General features: G+C 59.2%; 15 protein-coding genes and 2 pseudogenes. 8 read left to right on the top strand and 9 right to left on the bottom strand.

Going from position 1 to position 22186, the window contains the following annotated elements; genetic code table 11:
* Positions 1-47 precede the first annotated feature (47 nt).
* Together A605_RS03650 and A605_RS03645 are read left to right on the top strand one after the other, a co-directional pair.
* Entirely contained in the window at positions 48-233 is a 186-nt protein-coding gene (locus tag A605_RS03650) for a hypothetical protein (RefSeq protein ID WP_015400154.1), read from the top strand.
* Positions 223-1635 (top strand): amidase, encoded by a 1413-nt coding sequence (locus tag A605_RS03645; RefSeq protein WP_015400153.1) that lies wholly within the window; start codon positions 223-225, stop codon positions 1633-1635. Before A605_RS03650 ends, A605_RS03645 begins: the two co-directional genes overlap by 11 nt.
* A gap of 271 nt (positions 1636-1906) precedes the next feature.
* Here A605_RS03645 and A605_RS03640 read toward each other — a convergent pair.
* Positions 1907-3126: pseudogene (locus tag A605_RS03640) on the bottom strand (IS3 family transposase).
* Between the two features lie 272 nt (positions 3127-3398).
* Here A605_RS03640 and A605_RS15780 point away from each other — a divergent pair.
* The 3 genes from A605_RS15780 (at position 3399) to A605_RS03620 (ending at position 5983) form a co-directional block, all read left to right on the top strand.
* The gene (locus A605_RS15780; protein ID WP_081602077.1) at positions 3399-4139 is read left to right on the top strand and encodes a 3'-5' exonuclease; all 741 of its coding nucleotides are present in this window, start codon (positions 3399-3401) and stop codon (positions 4137-4139) included.
* Entirely contained in the window at positions 4031-5452 is a 1422-nt protein-coding gene (locus tag A605_RS03625) for an IS1380 family transposase (protein WP_034991146.1), read from the top strand. The genes A605_RS15780 and A605_RS03625 overlap by 109 nt, the downstream gene beginning before the upstream one ends.
* A 300-nt stretch (positions 5453-5752) precedes the next feature.
* The gene (locus A605_RS03620) at positions 5753-5983 is read left to right on the top strand and encodes a hypothetical protein (RefSeq protein ID WP_015400148.1); all 231 of its coding nucleotides are present in this window, start codon (positions 5753-5755) and stop codon (positions 5981-5983) included.
* Between the two features lie 305 nt (positions 5984-6288).
* Here the strand turns inward: A605_RS03620 and A605_RS03615 are convergent, their stop codons facing one another.
* The 7 genes and pseudogenes from A605_RS03615 to A605_RS15775 all read right to left on the bottom strand — a co-directional run.
* Positions 6289-7053, bottom strand: coding sequence for a hypothetical protein (locus A605_RS03615; RefSeq protein ID WP_149029374.1), 765 nt, complete (start codon positions 7051-7053; stop codon positions 6289-6291).
* A 167-nt stretch (positions 7054-7220) separates the two neighbouring features.
* Entirely contained in the window at positions 7221-7391 is a 171-nt protein-coding gene (locus tag A605_RS15475) for a hypothetical protein (protein WP_154653283.1), read from the bottom strand.
* A 329-nt stretch (positions 7392-7720) separates the two neighbouring features.
* Positions 7721-9169 carry an IS1380 family transposase gene (locus A605_RS03605; RefSeq protein ID WP_280109779.1) on the bottom strand — a complete coding sequence of 483 codons (1449 nt, stop codon included), beginning with the start codon at positions 9167-9169 and terminating at the stop codon, positions 7721-7723.
* A 377-nt stretch (positions 9170-9546) separates the two neighbouring features.
* Positions 9547-12726 carry a type I restriction endonuclease subunit R gene (locus tag A605_RS03600; RefSeq protein ID WP_015400145.1) on the bottom strand — a complete coding sequence of 1060 codons (3180 nt, stop codon included), beginning with the start codon at positions 12724-12726 and terminating at the stop codon, positions 9547-9549.
* 19 nt (positions 12727-12745) lie between these two features.
* Positions 12746-13972 carry a restriction endonuclease subunit S gene (locus tag A605_RS14955; RefSeq protein WP_081602076.1) on the bottom strand — a complete coding sequence of 409 codons (1227 nt, stop codon included), beginning with the start codon at positions 13970-13972 and terminating at the stop codon, positions 12746-12748.
* A gap of 2 nt (positions 13973-13974) precedes the next feature.
* A complete protein-coding gene (locus A605_RS03590; protein WP_015400143.1) occupies positions 13975-16746 on the bottom strand; it encodes a type I restriction-modification system subunit M in 2772 nt (923 codons plus the stop codon).
* Between the two features lie 595 nt (positions 16747-17341).
* Positions 17342-17549 (bottom strand): annotated as a pseudogene (locus A605_RS15775) (site-specific DNA-methyltransferase); the annotation flags it as partial.
* Positions 17550-17700: 151 nt separating this feature from the next.
* Here A605_RS15775 and A605_RS03585 point away from each other — a divergent pair.
* On the top strand, positions 17701-19149 hold the full coding sequence (locus A605_RS03585) for an IS1380 family transposase (RefSeq protein ID WP_280109779.1): 1449 nt from the start codon (positions 17701-17703) through the stop codon (positions 19147-19149).
* Positions 19150-19561: 412 nt separating this feature from the next.
* Here the strand turns inward: A605_RS03585 and A605_RS15240 are convergent, their stop codons facing one another.
* The gene (locus A605_RS15240; protein ID WP_149029373.1) at positions 19562-20827 is read right to left on the bottom strand and encodes a P-loop NTPase family protein; all 1266 of its coding nucleotides are present in this window, start codon (positions 20825-20827) and stop codon (positions 19562-19564) included.
* A gap of 641 nt (positions 20828-21468) precedes the next feature.
* Between A605_RS15240 and A605_RS15685 the strand changes: the two genes are divergently transcribed.
* A complete protein-coding gene (locus A605_RS15685; RefSeq protein WP_015400141.1) occupies positions 21469-21723 on the top strand; it encodes a Mu transposase domain-containing protein in 255 nt (84 codons plus the stop codon).
* Positions 21716-22009: a hypothetical protein gene (locus A605_RS15680; RefSeq protein WP_211208983.1), complete on the top strand. Its 294-nt coding sequence runs from the start codon at positions 21716-21718 to the stop codon at positions 22007-22009. The genes A605_RS15685 and A605_RS15680 overlap by 8 nt, the downstream gene beginning before the upstream one ends.
* The last annotated feature ends 177 nt before the right edge of the window (positions 22010-22186 follow it).

The following is a 22186-nucleotide window of genomic DNA, read 5'->3' as shown; positions in this document are numbered from 1 at the left end:
TGAGTGACTTATAGCACGTTCGACTTTCATGCCGGACAGGAGGCACCATGAGTTTTTCAGCCAAGGAAGCACTTGCGGAACGCAGAATCAACCCCTCCCCCGCCCACCTCAAGAAGCTGGAGGCGAAGTGGGAGGAGATTCAGGGACTGAAGAAGAACCTGAATGTCGTCCCGCTCGACGACGCGGACATCGCGGTCCGCAATATCCCGGGAGGTGACCACCTTGAGCAGTGAGCTCCTGAAGAAGACCGCCGTTGAGGTGGGCACCCTGATCGCCGACAAGCAGGTCTCCCCGGTCGAGGTCACCCAGGCCCTGCTGGATCACGCCCACAGCCTCAACGATGAGGTCAACGCCTACATCAGCTTCCGCGACGAGAAGGCGCTCGAGGACGCGAAGCGCGCCGAAGACGAGATCCAGTCCGGGAATGCCCGCGGCCCCCTGCACGGCGTGCCGATGGCGATCAAGGACAACCTCTACGTTGGCGGGGAGACCACCACGATGGCCTCCAAGATCCACCGGGACTTCGTGCCGCAGGAGGACGCCTCCTCCGTGGCCCGGATGAAAAACGCCGGCATCGTGCTGACGGGCAAGCTCAACATGCACGAGTACGCCTGGGGCATCGACAACAACAACCCGCACTTCGGGGCCGTCCACAACCCCTGGGACCTGGAGAAGGTGCCCGGCGGTTCCAGTGGTGGCTCGGGTGCGGCCGTCGCCGCGGACATGAGTTACTGCACGCTGGGCACCGACACCGCCGGCTCGATCCGTATCCCCTCCTCGGCCTGTGGCCTGGTGGGCCTCAAGCCCACGCACGGGCGGGTGGCCAAGGATGGCTGCTTCCCGCTGGCGTGGACGCTCGACCACATCGGCCCCATGGCCAAGAGCGTGGAGGACGCCGCAGCGCTGCTCGAGGTGATTGCCGGCTTCAGCCCGAAGGATCCCACCGCCATCGACGTCCCCGTGGGCAACTACCTGGCAGCCCTCGACGGCGACGCGAGCGAGCTGACCATCGGCGTGGAGGAGGACTACTTCTTCCGCGACGTCGACTCCGAGATCGAGCGGCTGGTCCGCGCGCAGATCGACGCGCTGGTCAGCCAGGGAGCGAAGCTCAAGACCGTCGACATCCCCTCCCTGGCGATCTCGGAGTGGGCGGAGCTGGCGGTCAGTCTCTCCGAGGCCTCGGCCATCCACCACAACGACCTGGTGGAGCGCCCCGATGACTTCGGCGACGACATCAGGTTCCTCTTCGAACTGGGAGAACTGTTCTCCTCGGTGGACTACCTGCAGGCGCAGCAGGCCCGCCGCCAGATCAAGACCGAGTTCGCGACGGCCCTGAGTGAGGTGGACGTCATCATCGCCCCGACCCTGCCGGTGATGGCCCCGACGATCGGCTCCGCCACCGCTGACCTCAATGGTGACCCGGTGGACCTGATCGACAGCTTCATCCGCTTCACCGGACCAAGCAACCTCACCGGACTACCGGCGCTGACCGTACCGGTGGGCCTGAACGGTGGCCTGCCGGTCGGGCTGCAGATCATCGGCCGGGCCTTCGACGAAGCGACCGTACTCAAGGCCGGGCGCCTCGTGAAGAAGAACGATCCTATGGAGGGCAAGCGGGCGCCGGTGGGTGCTTAACTACTTCCGCTTTTCGACGCATCCTTTGTCCCGGTGGGCACGCAGCATCGCCTACCGGGACGAAGGCTCTCCACGATGAACACCTCCGCCACCATAAATGAAACCGAACGGGGTGCCCTTTCGATGCAGCTTTCAGAGCTGAACACCATGGATCTTCCCTCCCACGAGGAAATTCCGGCCTGGGAATGTTTCAACGCCCCTCATATGGTGCAGCTGAACTGCCACACCATTGAACCGCGGCTGGGGTTGCCCGCAAATCGTGGACAGTTAGTTAAGCTGCATTCTCCGCGGCAGCGGTCGCTGCCTGGTGGTAGGCGTTCTCGAAGTCGACCGGGGGCTGGTTGCCGATCGAGGAGTGCCGGCGCCGCCGGTTGTAGAAGACCTCGATCCACCGGGCGACGGCCTGGCGGGCCTCATCCCGGGTCTTCCACTTCCGTCGGTCATAGAACTCGGTCTTCAGCGTCGACCAGAAGGATTCGGCCATCGCATTGTCGAAGCACACTCCCGTGCGCCCCATCGACTGATCGATCCCCAACTCCTGGCACACCTGGTAGAGCTGATCACTGGTGAACTGGGTTCCCCGGTCCGCGTGGAACACCAGGCCCTCAGGAACCTCACCGCGCAGCGTGTGCGCCATCCGCAGGGCACGCTCCACCAGGTCGGTGGTCTGCGTGGAATCCATCGCCCATCCGAGCACGCGTCGCGAGCAACCGTCGCGCACCGCACACAGGTACAACCAGCCCTCACCGGTGCGCAGATAGGTGATATCAGACATCCACACCCGATTGAGTTCACCGGTATCAAAGAGCCGTTTGACCCGGTCAGGGATGGAATGCGTGGGCTTTCCGGGGATAGTGGTCACCGGCACCCAGGACCGGGGGCTGATCCCTTCGATCCCGAGCCGGCGCATCGCCTTGGCCACGGTCTTGCGGTCCACCATGATGCCGTCGTCGTGCAGGTCCATGGTGATCCGCGGTGCCCCGTAGGTCTGGTCCGAGTCGTTCCAGAACTTCAAAATCTTCTTGTCGAGTTCCCGTTGCCAGAGCTCCTTCGGATCCAGGCCCTTGTCCTTCTTGTCCTGCTGGTCGGCCCACTTGTAGTAGCCGGACCGGGAGACCTTGAGCAATCGGGCCATGCGGGAAATGCTGTAGTTCGCCTTCTCCTGTCCCATCAACTGGAAGCACTCTACTTCTCACAGCTTCGACGCAAGCAAGGCTGCTGCTTTTCCCAGGAACTCGTTGTCCATCTTCAACTCGGCGTTCTCCCGCCGCAGCCGGTCGAGTTCAGCACGCTCATCAGCATCCAGATCCGCTGCCGGACCATCGCCGGTGCGTTCGCGTTCCTTCTTTACCCACCGACCCAGCAGCGTCGCGCCCAGGTTCAACTCGCGGGCGACTTCCGCAATCGGTCGGCCGGTGTCGATGACCGCCGGGCGGCTTCCTGCCGGTACTCCGGGGTGTACTTCTTCCTCGTGCTCATGGTGGTAGACATCCTTCCTGACGGGCCGGTGGCCCATCCTCATCAGGTGTCCACTCCTCGAGGGTAACCCCACGGCTGCGCGGTCATCAACGGTGCATAGACCTTCCCTCGCTGCGGGGAATTCAGATCCGTGCGGGTTCGCACACGATTTTCCGCACCCGCGAACACACAGAGCACACCTCCAACGGCATGGTCCTAGGGTTGCCCGCAAATCGTGGACAGCTGGTTAAGCTGCACCTTAGATACAGCCATCACCCGGCACTCCGACCTTTGCCATCCTGGACGTGGAAACCACTGGCCAGGACCACGACCGAGTGGTCGAGGTGGCCGTCTGCATCACCGACATCGATTTCACGCCCCTAGCCACCTGGCACACCATGATCGACCCCCAGGTAGCTGTCCTCAACGCCGATATCCACGGCCTGACCGACGATCATCTGACCACCGCCCCGACATTCGAGCAGATCATGCCGGCTCTGTGCGAGCGCCTGGCCGGGCTGCGCCTGATCGCCCACAACGCGAGATTCGACGCGGGATTTCTCACTGCCGAGTGTCAGCGAGCGGGCACCGATTTCTGCTCTGACCCTGACTTCACGTGGATCGACTCACTACACCTGGCTCGCCGCATCCTGTCCGGTTCCCACCGACTCGACGCCCTGTGTCAGCGCTTCGAGATCACGAATCCGGCACCGCACATGGCCCTCGGGGACGTGCTGGCGACCACCGGAGTGCTGCGGGCAATACAGAAGAAGACCCGCTCAGGCTTAGCCTGGATCCACCGATGTAGTTTGGGTTCCAGCGGCGTGGGAATAAAAGAAATGCCCTTCTGGGCTGGGATAATACGACTTGTCGAAGGTCCATATCCCCAACTCAGGAGGGCATCTCTCAGGTGCAACTATCTCATACTCCCGCGGCGGTGTCTGCATCGTTCGATGACCCGAACCTCGTGTCAGCTTCAGGTCTGGTCCCGGTCATGCGCCTGGCCGATGAGTCCGGCCTGTCCACCCTGGCTCAGGAACGGTTGACGGTCCCGACTGATAAGGGTGCGAATGCCGGGGCCAAGATCGCCTCCCTGATCGATGGCATGGTCGCCGGTGCGGATTCCATCGACGACATGGACTTGCTGCGCCACGGCGGAATGAGCTCCCTGTTCAACCGGATCTACGCTCCCTCTACATTGGGTTCCTTCCTCCGGTCGTTTACCTACGGGCATGTCCGCCAACTCGACGCGGTGGCCTCCCGGTTGTTGGTTAACCTGGCTGATCAGGCGCCCGATCTCGTGCCGGCACCCGCCGTGGCCACCGTCGGTGACGTCGATGATGCCGGTGAGGACACCACCACCCGCGGGAGTGGGTATGTCTTCGTCGATGTCGATGACACGATCGTTGAGGTCCACGGGCACAACAAGCAGGGTGTCGGCTTCGGCTACTCGAAGGTCCGGGGGCTCAATGCCCTGCTGGCGACGGTCGCCACCCCTGAGTCGGCACCGGTCGTCGTCGCCCAGCGCCTGCGTCGTGGCTCGTGTGGCTCCCCACGCGGTGCCGGTCGGCTGATCGCTGAGGCACTGGCCACCACCCGACGTCTGCCCGGCATGACGGGCCAGAAGATCCTGGTCCGCGCGGATTCGGCGTACTACGGCTCCCCGAGTGTGCGTGCCGCGATCAAGGCGGGGGCGGATGTATCGGTGACCACCCGGATGACCGGACCCGTCAAACGCGCGATTGCCACCATCGGCGAGGATGCGTGGGAAACGATCCGGTACACCGACGCCGTCTACGACGAGGACACCAAACGGTGGATCTCCTCGGCGGAAGTCGCCGAGATACCCTTCACCGCGTTCGAATCCCGGAAGAAAGCCGACCAGGTCCCCGGCCGGCTGGTCGTCCGCCGCATCCCGGAACTGAACAAAAAGGACGTCGACCAGCCAGGATTGTTTGACCTGTACCGGTTCCACGCGCTGTTTACCACCAGTGATCTGGACACCGTCACCGCGGATAAGACCCACCGTCAGCATGCGGTCATCGAACAGGTCAACGCGGATCTCAAGGCCAGCGCGCTGGCGCATATGCCCTCCGGTGTCTTCACCGCGAACGCCGCCTGGCTGGTGTTGGCGGTCATCGCGTTCAACCTCACCCGCGCGGCCGGCACCATCGCCGCCACGGATCTGGCCAGGGCCACCACTGCGACGATCCGGCGGAAGATCATCACGGTTCCGGCCCGTATCGCGCGCAGCGCCAGACGACTGATCCTGCACCTACCCGAGGACTGGAAATGGGAACCCCAGTGGTCCCGGCTGTTCGACCACACCCACTCCCCACCGGCCACCATCCCCGCCTGACCACCCAGCCGATGTACCGGCTGCCGAGATGACAACAATTCGTGGAACAACCAGAACAACCGTGATCTGGGGACCACCCCTGCCCGAAAATCCCGAACCCACTCGCCGCGGAGATCAGTCACTCACCGAAAGCCGATCGGTGGATTGAGGCTTAGGTCGGCAGCTGCGTGAGAGTGCCCCGGCCTACCTCCCCCGCCAGGTCGTGGACGCGCCAACGCCGTGCCCCGCACGCCCTCGCCCCTACCGCGGCGACGCTGCAGCCCTTACTATCTGATGGACGGACCCAGCAGAGAGGACGTTATGAACCACCCCGAGACCCCTGACACCGACCCACTTGTCGACGCACTTCACGCCCCGGACACCGCCGCCGGCCTTGATCCTGCCGTGGCGGACGCGCTGCGTTACACCTGGAGCAGCGACGACGACCGCGACGAGTTCCTCACCGACCTGTTCTCCGGCGACGATCCCGACCTCTACCCGCCGACAATCCCGTTAGAGTCTGTGACCTGTACCCCGTCCCCGCTGAGGTGAAGCAGGGAGGCTCCGAGATGCCTCCTGCCTGGTATCCGTAGACGAGGAATGCTGTGCCAACCCCGCACCCAGCGAGGACCACCGGCTATCCATGAGTGCAGAGAACACGGACTCGCCAGACCGATCCGCCCCTCCTGAGACCGTTGTTCCTGGTTGAAGCGTCGGTTTTCCTGCTTGTAAAAGGCACTCGCCTCCTGCGCGAGCCCAGGAGTGACGACCGCGGTTGCCTCCGGGTCGAGCAGTCGCTGCCGCTGAGTGGAGACGGACGCCAAAAAGTTGTTGGCCGCCACGGACGTGACTTCTCCCTACCGGTGCAAGCTGTTGGTATCCACATGCTCTGGCCAGGGCACCGTGGGCACGCCCTGGTAGCGCTTGTCGGTCAGACCGTGGGCAGCGGCCACGATGTGACGGATACCGGAGGCCACGAAAGGGTTGATATCCCCTAGCCCCTTCTGAGGCGAGTTACCCGGTAGCCGGCTCACCATGTCGGCCGCCAGCACACCGATCAGGCCGCGCACCCGCTGAGGCTCAGTCGCATCCTTGCGAAGCAAGACGACGTTGGCGTTGTCCGCACGAGAGTGGACCAGTGACGCTGCCCGGCGGGGGAGGTATTTCGGCTCAGTCTCGATGGTTTGCAGCCCCCGCTGATCCGCCAGTCCCATCAGCTGGCCATAAAGACCCTCGGGGGAGGTCTTGGCTATCTGAGACGCTGTGAGCGCCGAGGGAACGCCCGGCCCCCAATTCTCCCGTTCGGGCACCACCTGCCACCGCTCGTATACCCCGACCCATTCGCCGTGCTTGCGCACAGACTGGAACTGCTGAGCTGCCTCGGACAGGGCTGTTGGGGAGCGGCGGAGCATGAAGGGAGTAGCGCTTTCCACCGGGCTGTAGCCGAAACTCGCCCAGACAGCGGGCGAGGCGAACGCGCGCGCGTTGGCCCCGCGCTCTCGTACCTGATCAGCCAGGAGCAGTTGGTTACGGAATCTCAGGTGAGGGGCCGTGGCTGCGAGGTTAACGAAATCAACCCAGGCGGAGCGATCATTGAAACGCTCAGCGGCTGCCTCCTGCAACCGGAAAAGTTTACCCTCCACAGCGTCCTCCCGCTATTTGACTCAGCTGGATTAATCCCATCGTAGTGGGGAAGAAAACATGCTGGACAACACGAGAAGTCAAACCTTCGCTGACTGTTGCCGAGCGGAACCGAAGAGTCGTTGTGAGAGTCTGATAGTGCATGGGGCTAATTCTCGACACTGACGATGACATTCTTGTGGCCACCGACGCTGGTGACATGGCCCGGCAACTCATCGGGCTCCTGGATGACGAGCCCGACGATGAGACCCTGACACGGCTCGCGGCCGTAGTCCTCGGGTGTGACGTCCTCGATGTCATCATCATCCGGACCACGCACCCATGAACCAGCCGCCCATTCACTCACGTCACTGGAATGAGAGACAAGGCATGGATAGCTCGCTTCAGTTCCCAACGAAATCTGCCTGTATGGGGATGAGTGTTCGATCAGCTCAGAAGTGATGTCCAAGTCAACCGATAGAGTGAGTGAGGTTAGCCCCTTTCTTTCACTGGGCTTTTTGAGTGGCCGGCTTGGTGGGGGTGGCTGAGGTCGGGATTGTTGAGCTTCCGGCGGGTGCTGGTGCCGGGTGAACCAGGTTCCATGTCCTGGACTCGAAATATGGATAGGGACTGCGGTGACGGTGCGTGTGGCGGTTGCGCCGCCGAGAGTCAGGCGATGGATCTGAGTCGGGAGAGTCCGTGCTCGAGCACCTCGCGGTGGGCGGCGGCGCGATCAAACCGGAGGATGGTGCGCCTGGCATGACGCACGACGACTGCTGCGATCGACAGCATCCTCGCTCGCAGGGTTTTCGGTTCCCACACCCACCACCGCGAGCGGCGCTGATCTGCCGCTTTACCGGTGGCGGCGGTGATCAGCCCGGCCCAGCTGATCAGGTTCATCGCCAGGACCGCGGCGTGGATCCACGCCTGGTTCATCCCGAACGCCTCATGCGGCAGTTTGCCCAGCCCACAGTCCTTCAAGTCCCGGATGCGTTGCTCGCACCGGCCCCGGGCCCGGTGGAGCGCGTCGAGTCGGTTCGCGTGCCCGGGACGGTTGGTGACAAAGGCCTGCACACGCCGGCCATCGATGTCGGTGATGCGCAGCTGCGCACCCCGGGCGGGGTGCTCGACACGAATGATGACCCGCATGTCGGAAGGGTATTTCTCGAGGTTGATACCCAGTGGTTCCCCGGCCCAGGAGTGCATCCGGGAAGTGATGTCCGCGACGTACGCGTCCGTGGTGTCGCTGACCGTACCGTCGGGGCGGATGATGCCCTGTTTGATGTCGTCGCCAAGCGTGGAGGCGATCTCGCCGATCTGCCAGGTCACCGGCAACCCCACCGAGTACCCCAGGCCCTGGTGATCGAGGTGGCCCAGAAAGGCCTGCGACCCGCCGGCAGCATCCGTGCGTATCAGCAAACGCTTCCCCCACTCCTGGCCGTCGACATGGTCGGGGGTCGCGGCCAGGGCCTGGTCGAGGACGTCCTTGTGGTCGGCCGCGGTGTTCGAGCCGGCGTTGCCCGGACGCAGCAGCACCGCTGCGGGTTCCCCGGTCCACCCGTCGCCGTGGTCGATGATGGCAGCCAGCGGGTGGAACCCGAAGTGCTTCTTCCACGTCGGTGCCGCGTTTTCCTTGTCCGAGTGGGCGAGGATTTCGGTGGCGTTCAGGTCGATGACCAGCGGGGCATCGGCGCTGGCTGCGGCGGGGTTGCGGGCTCCGCAGGCGGTCCACGCCGTGGTACGGGCTGCTTTCATTCCGGTCAGGACCGCGGTGGTTCCGGCGCCGTCAGCTTCGTCGTCGTGGTCGGCGAGTTCTTTGTGGCGGCGGTGCACCGTCGAATCCGACGGCACCTGATCGACCAGGCCGATGGCCACCAGCGGGCCAAGGAGGTCAACGTCATTGGCATCATCCCCGCCCAAGGCGAGTACCAGGGCCAGGGCAGTCATGGTGTTCCCGGTGGTGTGCAAAAGATTCGGATTCTGCCACTCGGCCAGTTCCACGTCGATGGCGTCGGCGACTCCGACGGCGTCGGCGGTGCTGGCCAATAACATGAGTCCGGCGTTCGAGCACAGTTGGGCAGGAGCGGGGGTACCGACGCAAAAGCTGGTAGTCTTCACTCTGAAGGTGATCCTTTCGACCTGGGTTCCTGGAGTCTAAGCAGCTACCAAGTTACCTGGTCAAGGGTCACTTTTCTTATGTCTGCAGCCCGTGTCAGCCCACGTCCCGTGAAAACCCCGGGTTAGTACGATATTTCCGCCCATCCACGACCGTCGAGCCTGGTCACAGTGTCAATATGGAAAAAGTCACTCACAATTGGCCCAAGTCGGGTCTCAGCGTGCTGCCAATTGTCCAGCTGTGCAGAGTCTGGGTGTGTCGGCGCAGCAAAGCCCTCGGCAGAAGGTCAATGGGGATACAGCTCCACTGGCTTGATCGCCTTGGGACGAGCCATGCCGGGTGCCTGCCTTTCGTTTCACAAGTTCGTTCGACGTGGTAGCTACTCAAACCGGCTAGCGTCCCACTCTTTAGGATCCATGCCGCCGCGGATGAAGAACTGTTCCAGGATTTCGGTGAGAGCGGAGCGTTGGAAGAAAGGAGGGAGATCGAGCCCCTTGGATGTCTTCAACCAATCGTCGAAGACATGGGCATCAACCATTTTGAACATGTTCTGGAACCGGGTGAACTCGTACAGAGATGCCTGGGTGTCACCGCAGACGTCCAACATCTCATTGATCTTACTGACTGGGATGTTGGTGGCTTCATGCAGTAACTGCGTGTTCCGGTCCTGGCGAGCGACCTTGTACTCACGAAGGTACTCCTGGAACTTCTTGTCCGTGTGAACGCTGATGACTCCGCTCTGAATATCAGAGACAATCTCACGGGCAATATCCTGGTCTTCCTGGGATAACGCAGCATAGGCAGTGCGGACTTCCTCGAGCAGCCGCTCATGCTCGTCCACCGAGGCATCAACAGACTTGAGTGCCTGGCGGTACTTCTCGAACTTCGCGTCTAGGTACTCGAAGTCGATCCGTTTCGTCTGGTTGACGACCGCAAGCGTCGACAGGTCCAGCGGAATATCGTCATCGCCAGCCTCGCTGTCGCTACCGAGCTCACCATAACGAGCCATCAACGCTTCATACGACGTTTCATTAAGTTCGACATCGACCTTCGGCTCATCGGGAAGCTCCGGGAACTCGTAGTGCGACTGCCCCCAGACGAACCCTTGGATCAATGCTGTCTGGACTGCGCGACTGAGATCAGCAAACGTCAGAGCAAACTTCTTTCGGGATTCCTTATCGTCCGGCAGGCGTTCAAAGTCATTGATACCGGCAGACTGAAAGACTTCCCCGATGCTGCCGTACAGCTTGTTAATGGTCGCTAACACCTGCGGTAGCTTATCGACGAACACCTGATCACCGTGGCTGCCGGAATAGAGATCGAAGGCCTCGTCAATGTTCTCCGCCATCGTGTTGACCATACGAAAGTATACGATGATTCCGTGTGGCTTCAGGTGGTTGTCGAGCACACGATTGGTACGCGAGAACGCCTGCACCAGCCGGTCGTAGGTAAACACCCGGTCGAAGTAGAGCGTGTTGAGCCACTTGGAGTCGTAACCGGTGAGTAACTGATCGACGACGATCACGAGATCAATCTGCTCCTTGGGCTTGCTCTCGATGCCCTTGTATGCTTCCTTGTGTGCCAAGCGGTTGGAGACATCGCGTTTGAACTCTACCAACTGGTCCCGAGCAAACGATTTATCGTAGCGGGCGTTGTAATCCTTAAGGATCTCGCGAAGACCCTTGTCGCGTTCGAGAGAACTCTTCGTGTGCTCGGTTTCATCCGCGAACACGGCTGTCACGTCAAGATCCGTCAGCGCTTTGAAAAGCCGGTAGTAGTCGATGGCTTCCGGAACAGAATCAGCCGCCAACATGGCGTGCAGCTCGCCACCACGTGACCTGCGGGTCCAGTGTTTGAAGATGTACCTGACCACCTCACGGCGGTGATCCGGATTGTCCCAAGCTGATGAGCCTGCCAACTGCTCGATACCCTTGACGACCTTGTCGTTTTCATCGGTAGAGCTGGTCATCGGGACGAGCTCTTCGTCCATGTACCTGTCGAAGATGGCACGTTTCTTTTCGTCAGCCATGACCTCGTCGAGGTCTGCTGCGTCGGCTTCCCGGAGCGCAACCTGTTCGCGCAGATTTTCGAAGGTGTCGACACCGATGGTGTCAAACTCGAGGACATTCTTGTCACGCATGCCGTGCGTAATCGCGTAGCTGTGGAGCTCTTCGCCGAACAAGTCGACTGTCATCGAATCTTTGCGCCTGTTCTTGTCCTTGATCGGGGTGCCGGTAAACCCGATGAACACAGAGTGCGGGAAACGCCGCTTGATGTCACTGAACATCTCACCGAAGGTCGACCGATGCGCCTCATCGAACACAAACAGGATGCGCTGGTCCCGCATCTTCGCGAAGTCGGCTTCGCCGTACTGTGATTCGTCGCCGCAGATTTTCCCAAGCTTATGGAGTGAGGTGACGATCAACCGCTTATGGGGTGCCTTCATGAACTTGACCAGCTCATGGGAGGACCTCGGCTCGTGTAGCTCGTCAGGATCGGCCGCGAAGTTCCGGTACTCCTTCATCGACTGATCGGACAGCTCAATGCGGTCGAGGACGAAGATGACCTTCTCCGCCAGCTTCATTCGCGCCAGCAGGTCCGCCGCCTTGAACGACGTCATGGTTTTTCCTGAACCGGTCGTATGCCAGATGTAGCCGCCCTTGTGCGTATGCCGCGACCAGTTATCGTCGTCGAGGGCGTTGATCTCGGTGATCCGCTCGATGATCCGGGACACGGCATAAATTTGATACGGGCGCAGAACTTTCAGCACTTCATCTGCGCCATCGGCAATGATGTAGTTGCCGATGAGCCTGTGTGCGTGCGGGATGGATAGGAATGTGCGTGCCACTCCACCCCAGTCGGGGAAGTAGTCGTTATTCTGGTCAGTCCAGTGGAACACGAAGTCGTGGTTGAGGGCATCTGCACTCACCGGGCGGGCGAAATACCGCATGTCATCCGGCGTCATCGCCACCATGATCTGCACGGCGTTCATCAACCCCGTGAAGACCTGCTGGTCCATGTAGCGCTGCAGCTGGATGATGGCTTTGTCCACTGTCTGCGTCGAGCTCTTCAGTTCGATGTGGATCAGTGGCAACCCCCAGATCAACAACACGATGTCGCCGCGCCGGTCGGACTCCACATCAATCTTCTTGCCGAAGCGCGGCTGCTGGGCAACCTGGTACGTCGAGTCACCGCCGGCGACCTCAGCGGGGTCGAAGATCGTGAGCTGGATCGACTGGTCGTGGTTGCGCTTGTCCGCCGGGTTGTTACGGCGCAGGGTGACCTCTTTGCCTTGTAGCAGGCGATGCACTGCGTTTGGAGTCGTCAACCCGGCGATTTCCTGAGCGAGCGTGTCTTTTTCGACCTGCGACAAGGGGAAGTTGTTGAGTCGCTCCGGAGTGTTGTTGTTCTCGAAGACGATCTCGGCCCAGTTCTCGATAAGATCGTGCTCGGTGGGAGAGTAGAGCACCTTCTTCGACCAGCCGTGATTTTGGGTCAGGGCTGTGACAACGGCGTTCTCGAAGGCAGCTTCGTCGGTGAACTCGTGCGGGATTGCCATATGTGTTCTCCCTCTCGTCTCAGACAAACATCTTATCGAGGAAAGCTGATTTGAGGTGCTGTAGCTTGCTCAGCTTGTTTTCTTCTAGCTCAATGAGCTGATCGAGCTTGCGGAAGTAGTTGCCAATGACCTGTTGTTCCTGGACAGATGGATAGGCGACTTCGATAGCCATAACCTTGCGACTCGAGATGTTGAATCTCGAAATCCCTTGAGCAAGCTTCTCAAGCTGATTTCGTACTGAATCACTTCGCAGGAGACTGGCGAGGAAGTAAAGGTCAAACTTCGCCGTTGGGCGGTAACCGAAGCAGAAACTGTTTAAATACGTATAATTTTCAACTTCAGTGACAACACTGGACATCCCTACTTCTTCGGGGGTCTCTGAGGAAGTAGTGAAGAGAACGTCTCCGATTCGCACTTCATTTTGAACCGGATCTACCTCAACTCGCTCGACCATCTCCGGATCCGAAATTGCGTTGGAAAAGACATTTCTATAGGTGATGTATCGTGCTTCTCCATGACCAAAATCGTCCTTATTCTTGCCAGTCAACCCGCCGTAGGTAGAACCTAGCTGCCCGAGCGCTTGGGTAGACCACTCACCGTCAAAACCATCGAAACGAATTCCCGGCACAGTCTCACCAGCTCGCGGGAACATCTTGCCCAGCATGGTCTGCTTGAGGTGTTTAAGGTGAGATACTTGACTGTCGGCTGAATCAATCAGAGAATCAAATTTGCGAAAGAAGCCACCTAAAATTTCCTGTTCGGGAAGATTGGGGTAGGTAATCGGAAAATTCTCGACAGACTTGACACTGATCTCTAAGAAAGTGCTACCACTGGCACTACGGCGGAGCGCGTCTTGATGGGCTAGAACCCAGTTATAGATAAACCACGTTGACTCAACTTGGTTTGGAGTGACTGAAGCAAATCCCTGGTTTGTAGCAGCCAGTTTACTAGTCACGGCTACATGTCCGATACTTGCGCGAGAAGTCACCAGAACCGTTCCCGGAGGAAGCTCTTTGGCCGAAGATTCGATCAATCCGTCGGATGTAATCAGGCGCTCAGAGTCGGCAACGATGCCAGACCCGTTTTCTGAAATTTCTCCTGGGGTAAACCATGGGATTTTACCGCCCCAATACGCTGAGATACCGGTGGCGGGAGTTCCACCACCTCGGACGGAGCCTAGATCCCCAAGGGCCCCCTCCTTCCACTCACCAATGAACCCATCTAACCTCAAACTAGGTTCATTCATCGCTACTTACCTCCCAGCGTGTCCGCCAGGGCTTCAATTCCGCGCATATCAGTATCGTTGCCCTTGAGCTGGTCCATCATCTGTGCCAGTTCAGCGGAAGTATCGTCGATCTGTTCGTTCACGTCAGTCAACGTGGTTGCGTACTTGCGCTGCAGGCTGCACAACTTCTCCAGCAGAGCTTCGATCAATCTACCGGGCACGGCGCTGATCTGAGCCATCAATGGAGTGATCCACTTTGCGTGCAGTAGCTCGCTCACCTGGGCATCATCCAGGGTCGGGATGAGCGCGCGAGTCTGTTTGTGGATCTCTTCTTCGCGTGCCTTGATGTCTTTCTTGTGCTCAGCAATCTCAGCGAGCAAAGAGTCAGCCTCGACTAGCTGTGTAGTGATCGACCCTTCCTCGAACTCGACCTGCTTCTTCAGTTCGACAATGCGCTTTACGGTAGCTGGCTTTCCAAACTCACCACCCTTATTGCGGGCAGAAGATTTCTCCATCTCGTCCCAACCGTACTCGGGGTGGTCTGCCTCCATCTGACGCTTCTGTGAGGGGGTCATATCGAGGTAGGACTCCATGGCCTTGATCTCGGGTGAGGTGACATCCTCCAGTAGCTGGTTCAGCCGGTTCGTCACTCCGGCTCGACGGAAGTCAGTGCCGGCGGCATTGGTGATGCAGTAATCATCGACACCGTGCTCTTCTTCGGGGATCTCCTCGAAAAGCTCGTCCTTGCGCGCTTCCGCCGCGGCTTGGGTTTCTTGGAGCCCATGGAGCGTGGCATAAGCATCCGGCAGCAACTGGCTCTGGACTAGGGCAAACGGCAGGATGGTGCCCTTCCAACCTTCATGGGCTTCCACGTCCTTGCCGTCCTTCTTCCTCGTCACCATGTTCGGCTCGACACCGCGAACCTGTTCCCAGCCGTCGAGCTGGATAACACCGAGGTCACCTTCGATGATGTTCCATTGGTCTGCGAACAGCTGGTAGACGCCGTAATCGTCAACGATCGGGACACCATCCAGACGAGCGAAGAGCTCGCGGCGAATTTCACCTTCAGCTAGGCGGATCTCCACGTCGGTGGCGTCGTCGATCAGTTTCTCGTGCAGATAATCGTCGAAACCTTCAAACGCTGCGTCAAATGAGTCGGTGTACCCGCTCACACTGTGGTGGCCTGTGACTACATCCGCAATATCCACACCCTCCCGAAACTGGGCATGAGTGGCTGACATCTCTTCGAAGATGGCATCGCGCAACTCAGGCAGGTTATCCCAATACTCTGCGAGCTGGTCGATCTCGGTGAAGGGGATACCGCCGAACATCGTGGAGTAGATATCCCAGCGTTCCGGTTCTTCAGAAGAGTCGACATATCGCGGGATGTTGAGGTTGTAGTCGCTGACAATGATTTCCTCGCGTGAAACGACGCGGGAATACTTCTCGACGTCTTCGCGAGCTAGTACGGTGTCGACGATCTTGCGGACGTCCCGCGGACGCAGCTCGTTCTTGGTACCGTCTTTCACGAAGCCCTTGGATGCATCGACGAACTGCACGGTATCGTCGTTGCCGCGCTTTTTCTTGAGCACCATGACGATGGTGGCGATGCCGGTGCCGAAGAAGATGTTTGGGGGGAAGCCGATGATGGTTTCGATGTTGTTCTGGTCAATCAGCCTCTTGCGAATCTCACTTTCCTCACCACCTCTGAAGAGCACTCCATGGGGCAGAACAATCGTTAGGATGCCGTCATCGCGCAGGTGATACAGCTCGTGGAGCAGGAAGGCGTAATCAGCCTTCGACTTAGGCGCGTAACCGTACTTGGCGAAACGGACATCGCTGCTACGTTCTGCGGCATCTTTGTCCCACTTGGCCGAGTAGGGCGGGTTACTTACCACAGCGTCTACGAAGAGCGGGTCGGTGCTGCCGTACTCGTCGATCATCGGCCAGTCCTGGCCGAGTGAGTCGGCGTTGCGGGTGACGATGTTGGAAGGGGCAACACCTCGCATGACCAGGTTCATACGGGTGAGGTTGTAGGCATCCTGCTTGAGTTCCTGGGCATAGTACTTGATTTTGCCCTTGTCACCGGAGCGGCGTTCGATGGCCGAGCCGATGTTGAGCATCAACGACGCCGAGCCTGAGGTCGGATCGTACACTTCAATTTCTGCGCGGCCGCGAAGATGTTCTCCGACGATCTCAGCCATGACCAGGGCGACAGTGTGAGGGGTATAGAACTCGCCGTTCTTCTTGCCTGCATTGGCCGCAAATTGGCCGATGAGATACTCGTAGATGTACCCCAAGACATCATAGTCAAGGGAATTATCCGTGGGTACGTCACGTACGATACGCATGATCTCGCGCAGCTTCTTCGCGCGCTGATTCGCATCAGCGCCAAGCTTGGTCACGCTGTTACGGAAGGTCTCGAAGATGCCGCCGTAGACGTGCTTGTAGGGTGCGGCGATATTCGACTCGAACCGCGACATCGCCTCGGTGACATCGGATACGACCAGATCAGTGTCCTTGTGGAGCCAGTGATCGAACAGATCCTCGTAGGCGATGTAGTACCCGATATTCTTCTGCGCCATCTCGGCGTAGAGGTTATCGCCCTGGGTTAACAAACCAGGTAGCTGTTCCTCGGGCAGTTGCCAACTGACAAAGAAGTCCGTCTGCTTGTCGGAGAGGAACTTATAGAAGATGAATCCAAGGATGAAATCCTTGTAGTCGTTGGCGTCCAGGCTGCCGCGCATCTCGTTGGCGGCTCTCCAGATACTGCTGCCGAGTTGGTTCTTGTCCACTGTCGTCCACTTTCCTCGATGTGATGCTCTGTTCAAGACTAGATGGTGCTTCGGAGATTCCGGCAACGGGGCCTCAAAACTATATTCCAATTCGAGATGCTCATCCCGATGCTCAGCTCTCCTCTCCGATCGTCGCGTCCCAGAGTGGAACCATCACCCGGCAACCACCAACCAGGGTCATCAGGAAGTTCATTGAGCGCAGTAGAGCCGCCGGTTATGGCCGCGCTCCCGTTATCGGACGGCTACGGCACACGTGGGTGGTTGGACATGCCTGTCACCGTGTTCCCTTTGAGCTTCTTAACCATGCCGCTGGAATCAACCGAGGTCTCGATCGGGCCTACCGGCGCACCTTCATCTCCATTGGGGTGATGAGTGGGGGCGAATACGACGCTTGGCGACATGACGCTGCGCCCGCTGACTACCCGCCACTGACCGCGCTGTAGTACTCGGCACCCTCAAAAGATCGACCCACACCGCGCCACGGCTGTTACCGTGGCACCCGCTGCTTGATCAATCCTGCGTGTCCACGCAAAGGGGGCCACCCCCCATCGCCGCGATCATCTTGTGGCTGCGTTAACACTTACAAGACAGAACCTAGGTCGGCCCGTTCGGAGTAGGTGATGCCGTCTTCTTTGGGGGCCTGGGTTCCGCGGGCGACATCGTCGATGATGAGGGTGTGGGTTTCGCAGTAGCGGGGATCCTTGGGGTCGACCCAGGTGTAGCCGTACTTTCCTTCCTGGGTTGGGATTAGTTCCTAGTCTTTTGTACCAGGTCAATTCCAGCTTCTGCGGCCGCCAGCCCATGCAGTCCTCCATGTTTATTCATTCACTAACCCGGGGTTTTCACGGGACGTGGGCTGACACGGGCTGCAGACATAAGAAAAGTGACCCTTGACCAGGTAACTTGGTAGCTGCTTAGACTCCAGGAACCCAGGTCGAAAGGATCACCTTCAGAGTGAAGACTACCAGCTTTTGCGTCGGTACCCCCGCTCCTGCCCAACTGTGCTCGAACGCCGGACTCATGTTATTGGCCAGCACCGCCGACGCCGTCGGAGTCGCCGACGCCATCGACGTGGAACTGGCCGAGTGGCAGAATCCGAATCTTTTGCACACCACCGGGAACACCATGACTGCCCTGGCCCTGGTACTCGCCTTGGGCGGGGATGATGCCAATGACGTTGACCTCCTTGGCCCGCTGGTGGCCATCGGCCTGGTCGATCAGGTGCCGTCGGATTCGACGGTGCACCGCCGCCACAAAGAACTCGCCGACCACGACGACGAAGCTGACGGCGCCGGAACCACCGCGGTCCTGACCGGAATGAAAGCAGCCCGTACCACGGCGTGGACCGCCTGCGGAGCCCGCAACCCCGCCGCAGCCAGCGCCGATGCCCCGCTGGTCATCGACCTGAACGCCACCGAAATCCTCGCCCACTCGGACAAGGAAAACGCGGCACCGACGTGGAAGAAGCACTTCGGGTTCCACCCGCTGGCTGCCATCATCGACCACGGCGACGGGTGGACCGGGGAACCCGCAGCGGTGCTGCTGCGTCCGGGCAACGCCGGCTCGAACACCGCGGCCGACCACAAGGACGTCCTCGACCAGGCCCTGGCCGCGACCCCCGACCATGTCGACGGCCAGGAGTGGGGGAAGCGTTTGCTGATACGCACGGATGCTGCCGGCGGGTCGCAGGCCTTTCTGGGCCACCTCGATCACCAGGGCCTGGGGTACTCGGTGGGGTTGCCGGTGACCTGGCAGATCGGCGAGATCGCCTCCACGCTTGGCGACGACATCAAACAGGGCATCATCCGCCCCGACGGTACGGTCAGCGACACCACGGACGCGTACGTCGCGGACATCACTTCCCGGATGCACTCCTGGGCCGGGGAACCACTGGGTATCAACCTCGAGAAATACCCTTCCGACATGCGGGTCATCATTCGTGTCGAGCACCCCGCCCGGGGTGCGCAGCTGCGCATCACCGACATCGATGGCCGGCGTGTGCAGGCCTTTGTCACCAACCGTCCCGGGCACGCGAACCGACTCGACGCGCTCCACCGGGCCCGGGGCCGGTGCGAGCAACGCATCCGGGACTTGAAGGACTGTGGGCTGGGCAAACTGCCGCATGAGGCGTTCGGGATGAACCAGGCGTGGATCCACGCCGCGGTCCTGGCGATGAACCTGATCAGCTGGGCCGGGCTGATCACCGCCGCCACCGGTAAAGCGGCAGATCAGCGCCGCTCGCGGTGGTGGGTGTGGGAACCGAAAACCCTGCGAGCGAGGATGCTGTCGATCGCAGCAGTCGTCGTGCGTCATGCCAGGCGCACCATCCTCCGGTTTGATCGCGCCGCCGCCCACCGCGAGGTGCTCGAGCACGGACTCTCCCGACTCAGATCCATCGCCTGACTCTCGGCGGCGCAACCGCCACACGCACCGTCACCGCAGTCCCTATCCATATTTCGAGTCCAGGACATGGAACCTGGTTCACCCGGCACCAGCACCCGCCGGAAGCTCAACAATCCCGACCTCAGCCACCCCCACCAAGCCGGCCACTCAAAAAGCCCAGTGAAAGAAAGGGGCTAGGGTGGGGATAAATTCTCCGGCGGCTGGCGGTGATTGTTCGCACCTTCCTCGCTATGCCGGAGGCCGCTCTCATTTCCACCCGTTACGCCGATCCAGACTTTCGCAACAAGACCTAAAGGACTGATCTGCCAACACCTTTGTCCTTCAGGGTAAAATCCCCCCCCCGAACGGAGAGAAACCGATAATTACTTTCAGCTGCGACTGCCCCGAGAGATAGAGCTCTATTAGAAGAGCCCTACAATTCAGCACCAGCGTTTTGCGCATTTTCCAAAAACTGAACGAATGATTTCATTTGAGGTTGCTTAAACATGGATTGGTTATGAAGCTTACTTCCATCGGCAGCAGAAGCATCTGCCAAGATGCCCCCATACTCTTCAGATTTTAATTCTCTCAGAGGTCCGCTGATCGCCTGCATTTCAACCTTCTCCCCTAAGCGCCTGGAGATCTCCTCCGCAAGCCAGCCTGTTTCTACTTGGGCCTCTTCCGCACTTGCCATGGCATGGAGAATTTGTGTTCTATATTTGCGCGCCCCAGTGTGATTAGCAGCTTTTTTATACCGATCGGTCATGCGTTCATGTGACCCCTCCTTAATCACCACTTCAAGCGCAGTGGATACATCTTCTCTTTTAATTATCCGTTCCCCCCTATCCTCGGCAATATAGGCGAGGGCGATACCGATCGAGTGGATGAGAGAGGGAGCGCCACCTGAAACTCGCACTACCTGTTCAATCGCTTTATCATCAATCCTTATTTGGAGTTTATTGAAACCTTCCGACAAGAGGCTTTTTCCTTCCCCCTCTGCCAAGGGCGGGACTGGAACCTCCTCCAGAATTCTATCAATTCCTTGGTTTGACTGAGCGAGTGAAGAGGGATCATTTGCGGTCCCGCTAAAAATAAATTTTGGATACTGGAAGCTGAGGTCACTCACGGATTTAATCAAACGACTAAGATCCCACCGAAATTCTTCTGTAGACATGTGTAGTTCGTCGATAAAAAAAATAACCTTATTATCGCGAAATATTTCGATTGCCTTAAAGTCAGTTGGCTCGTCCACTAAGAGCTTCTTCGTAACGCCTTCTTCCGCGCTATCTGCTTTTTTGATAGAGAGGGAACCGCCAAGGTTAAACAAATTAAATAACGGATTCGAAACCTGAGCCTGAGCGGACGCCCCAATATCGATGCCAGAAGCGCGACTTTCAGTCCTGTTAACAGTGACCTCGTAGCCAATTTCCTCAAACCCGCGCTTAAATAATGATCCCATTTCCATTGCGCTAGGATCGGTAATGCGGACTATAATTTCCTCCGCATACGCGCTTTCAAGCACCTTTATGCATAGGGTGGTTTTTCCCACCCCATAGTTTCCGAAAACAATCGGAACCCTCGACTTTAGCGCCCTGCGAAGTTTGTTTTCTATATTCAAACGGCTAACATAGATATTGTTTTCCCCAGTTGGGGGGTTTGACGGAGTGAAAACGTCCTCTGGGTCTAAATAGTCAGACATTGCAGTTTTCCTTTCAAATAATATTTTATTCCATTTTGAAAAAGCGCTAAGATCGTTTGTGGGAAAACTTTAAAATAGACCAACTAGTCCACCTCCCTATTTTAGCTCACCGGCGCTTTCGCAACTAAAATTGGCTATCACTCACGTCACCTGGGGAGGATGCTGCTTCGGGCAGGGTGAATAAGGCCAGTTTAAAGTGAGCAGCGGGTGCCCTTTTGCCGACTCAGCCTCATCGACGATCTCGCCCTCTGAAGCTACGATGTGGGTAGTCGTAGCTGTGTCAACCATCATGGAGCCCGTTCGAGATCCAGTCAGTCATTGATAGCGGTCATTGCAGGGAGTCTGCCCTTGGGCCGGCGATGTTAGCGGTTTCCCGCCAAAAGATGAGTCGAAGTGTTCGGCCTTGTCTAAACGCTACCGCCCACGCCGAGGGGGCCGCTGAGTTAAGCATCCATACTCCCCCGGAGAGCGCTGAAAGACGTTTCCACCGTTTAGGACCTACAGATTTGGCGACGCCCATCGATCAAGGACATTGATCGCTAATATGGCAATGGGGCATACCCCAGAGCAACGCGTATCGGCCAGGAGCTTTCCCCTGTTGCGCGAGGTGGATAAAAGCACTTTTGCAACGGAACTGCGCAATGCTCTACGACATTACACAACAGAAAACCGGTCGGCACGGCTCCATCGTCGGCTACTACTCGGTGCCGTTTACGCTGGTGGGCACGACTCTACGGACACGGCTGACCACAGATCTAGTCAGCGTCTTCGACGGTGACCAGCTTGTGGCAAAACACACCCGCGTGCACAGGTTCCGCTACCGCTACAGCACCGATATCACCCACGGCCCATCCGGGGATAGCGACGCCCACGATGTGCCCACCCGTGATGGATGAGCTCCTAGCGTGGGCAGGATCCTTCGGACCAGCAACGATCGCGGCGATCACCATGATCTTGGACCGCAACCGGGCGAGTGTGCCCCGGGGGTCGACGCTGTCGCGCAATATCCTGGCCAACCTCGGCCGCAAGCACGGCAAGACCACTCTGGAACCGGCCTGCGCGCAACTGGTGGACACCACCACCGAGGCACTGGCGGATGCGCCGGTTTCAGAATATCGCCGGCGGAACTCCCGCCCGGGTCCTGTCGCCCACCGCACTCCGCGCACCGCGTGGCGTCGATAAGCATCCTTACTCTCACCCCTCCCCCACAGCACCTCGAGAGCGGCTGGATAAGGGCCCTAGCCGGGACTTCACAAGCCTCTCACCTGCTCGTTTCACACTTAACACCCTTGACGAAACAAACTTGTAGCGCTACGATGGAGTTGCAAGCAGGGGGACCCTCCGGACGTGGATGAGGGA

The organism is Corynebacterium halotolerans YIM 70093 = DSM 44683 (assembly GCF_000341345.1).
Taxonomy (GTDB): Bacteria; Actinomycetota; Actinomycetes; order Mycobacteriales; family Mycobacteriaceae; genus Corynebacterium; species Corynebacterium halotolerans.
The sequence above is the reverse complement of the archived record's forward strand: the minus strand, read 5'-3'. Positions and strand labels throughout refer to the sequence as shown.

Excerpts from the sequence above, each read along its gene's own strand:
- A605_RS15685 (WP_015400141.1), top strand. The coding sequence starts at position 21,469 with ATGCTCTACGACATTACACAACAGAAAACCGGTCGGCACGGCTCCATC.
- A605_RS14955 (WP_081602076.1), bottom strand. The coding sequence starts at position 13,972 with ATGAATGAACCTAGTTTGAGGTTAGATGGGTTCATTGGTGAGTGGAAG.
- A605_RS15240 (WP_149029373.1), bottom strand. The coding sequence starts at position 20,827 with ATGTCTGACTATTTAGACCCAGAGGACGTTTTCACTCCGTCAAACCCC.
- A605_RS03620 (WP_015400148.1), top strand. The coding sequence starts at position 5,753 with ATGAACCACCCCGAGACCCCTGACACCGACCCACTTGTCGACGCACTT.
- A605_RS03600 (WP_015400145.1), bottom strand. The coding sequence starts at position 12,726 with ATGGCAATCCCGCACGAGTTCACCGACGAAGCTGCCTTCGAGAACGCC.
- A605_RS03650 (WP_015400154.1), top strand. The coding sequence starts at position 48 with ATGAGTTTTTCAGCCAAGGAAGCACTTGCGGAACGCAGAATCAACCCC.
- A605_RS15680 (WP_211208983.1), top strand. The coding sequence starts at position 21,716 with ATGGATGAGCTCCTAGCGTGGGCAGGATCCTTCGGACCAGCAACGATC.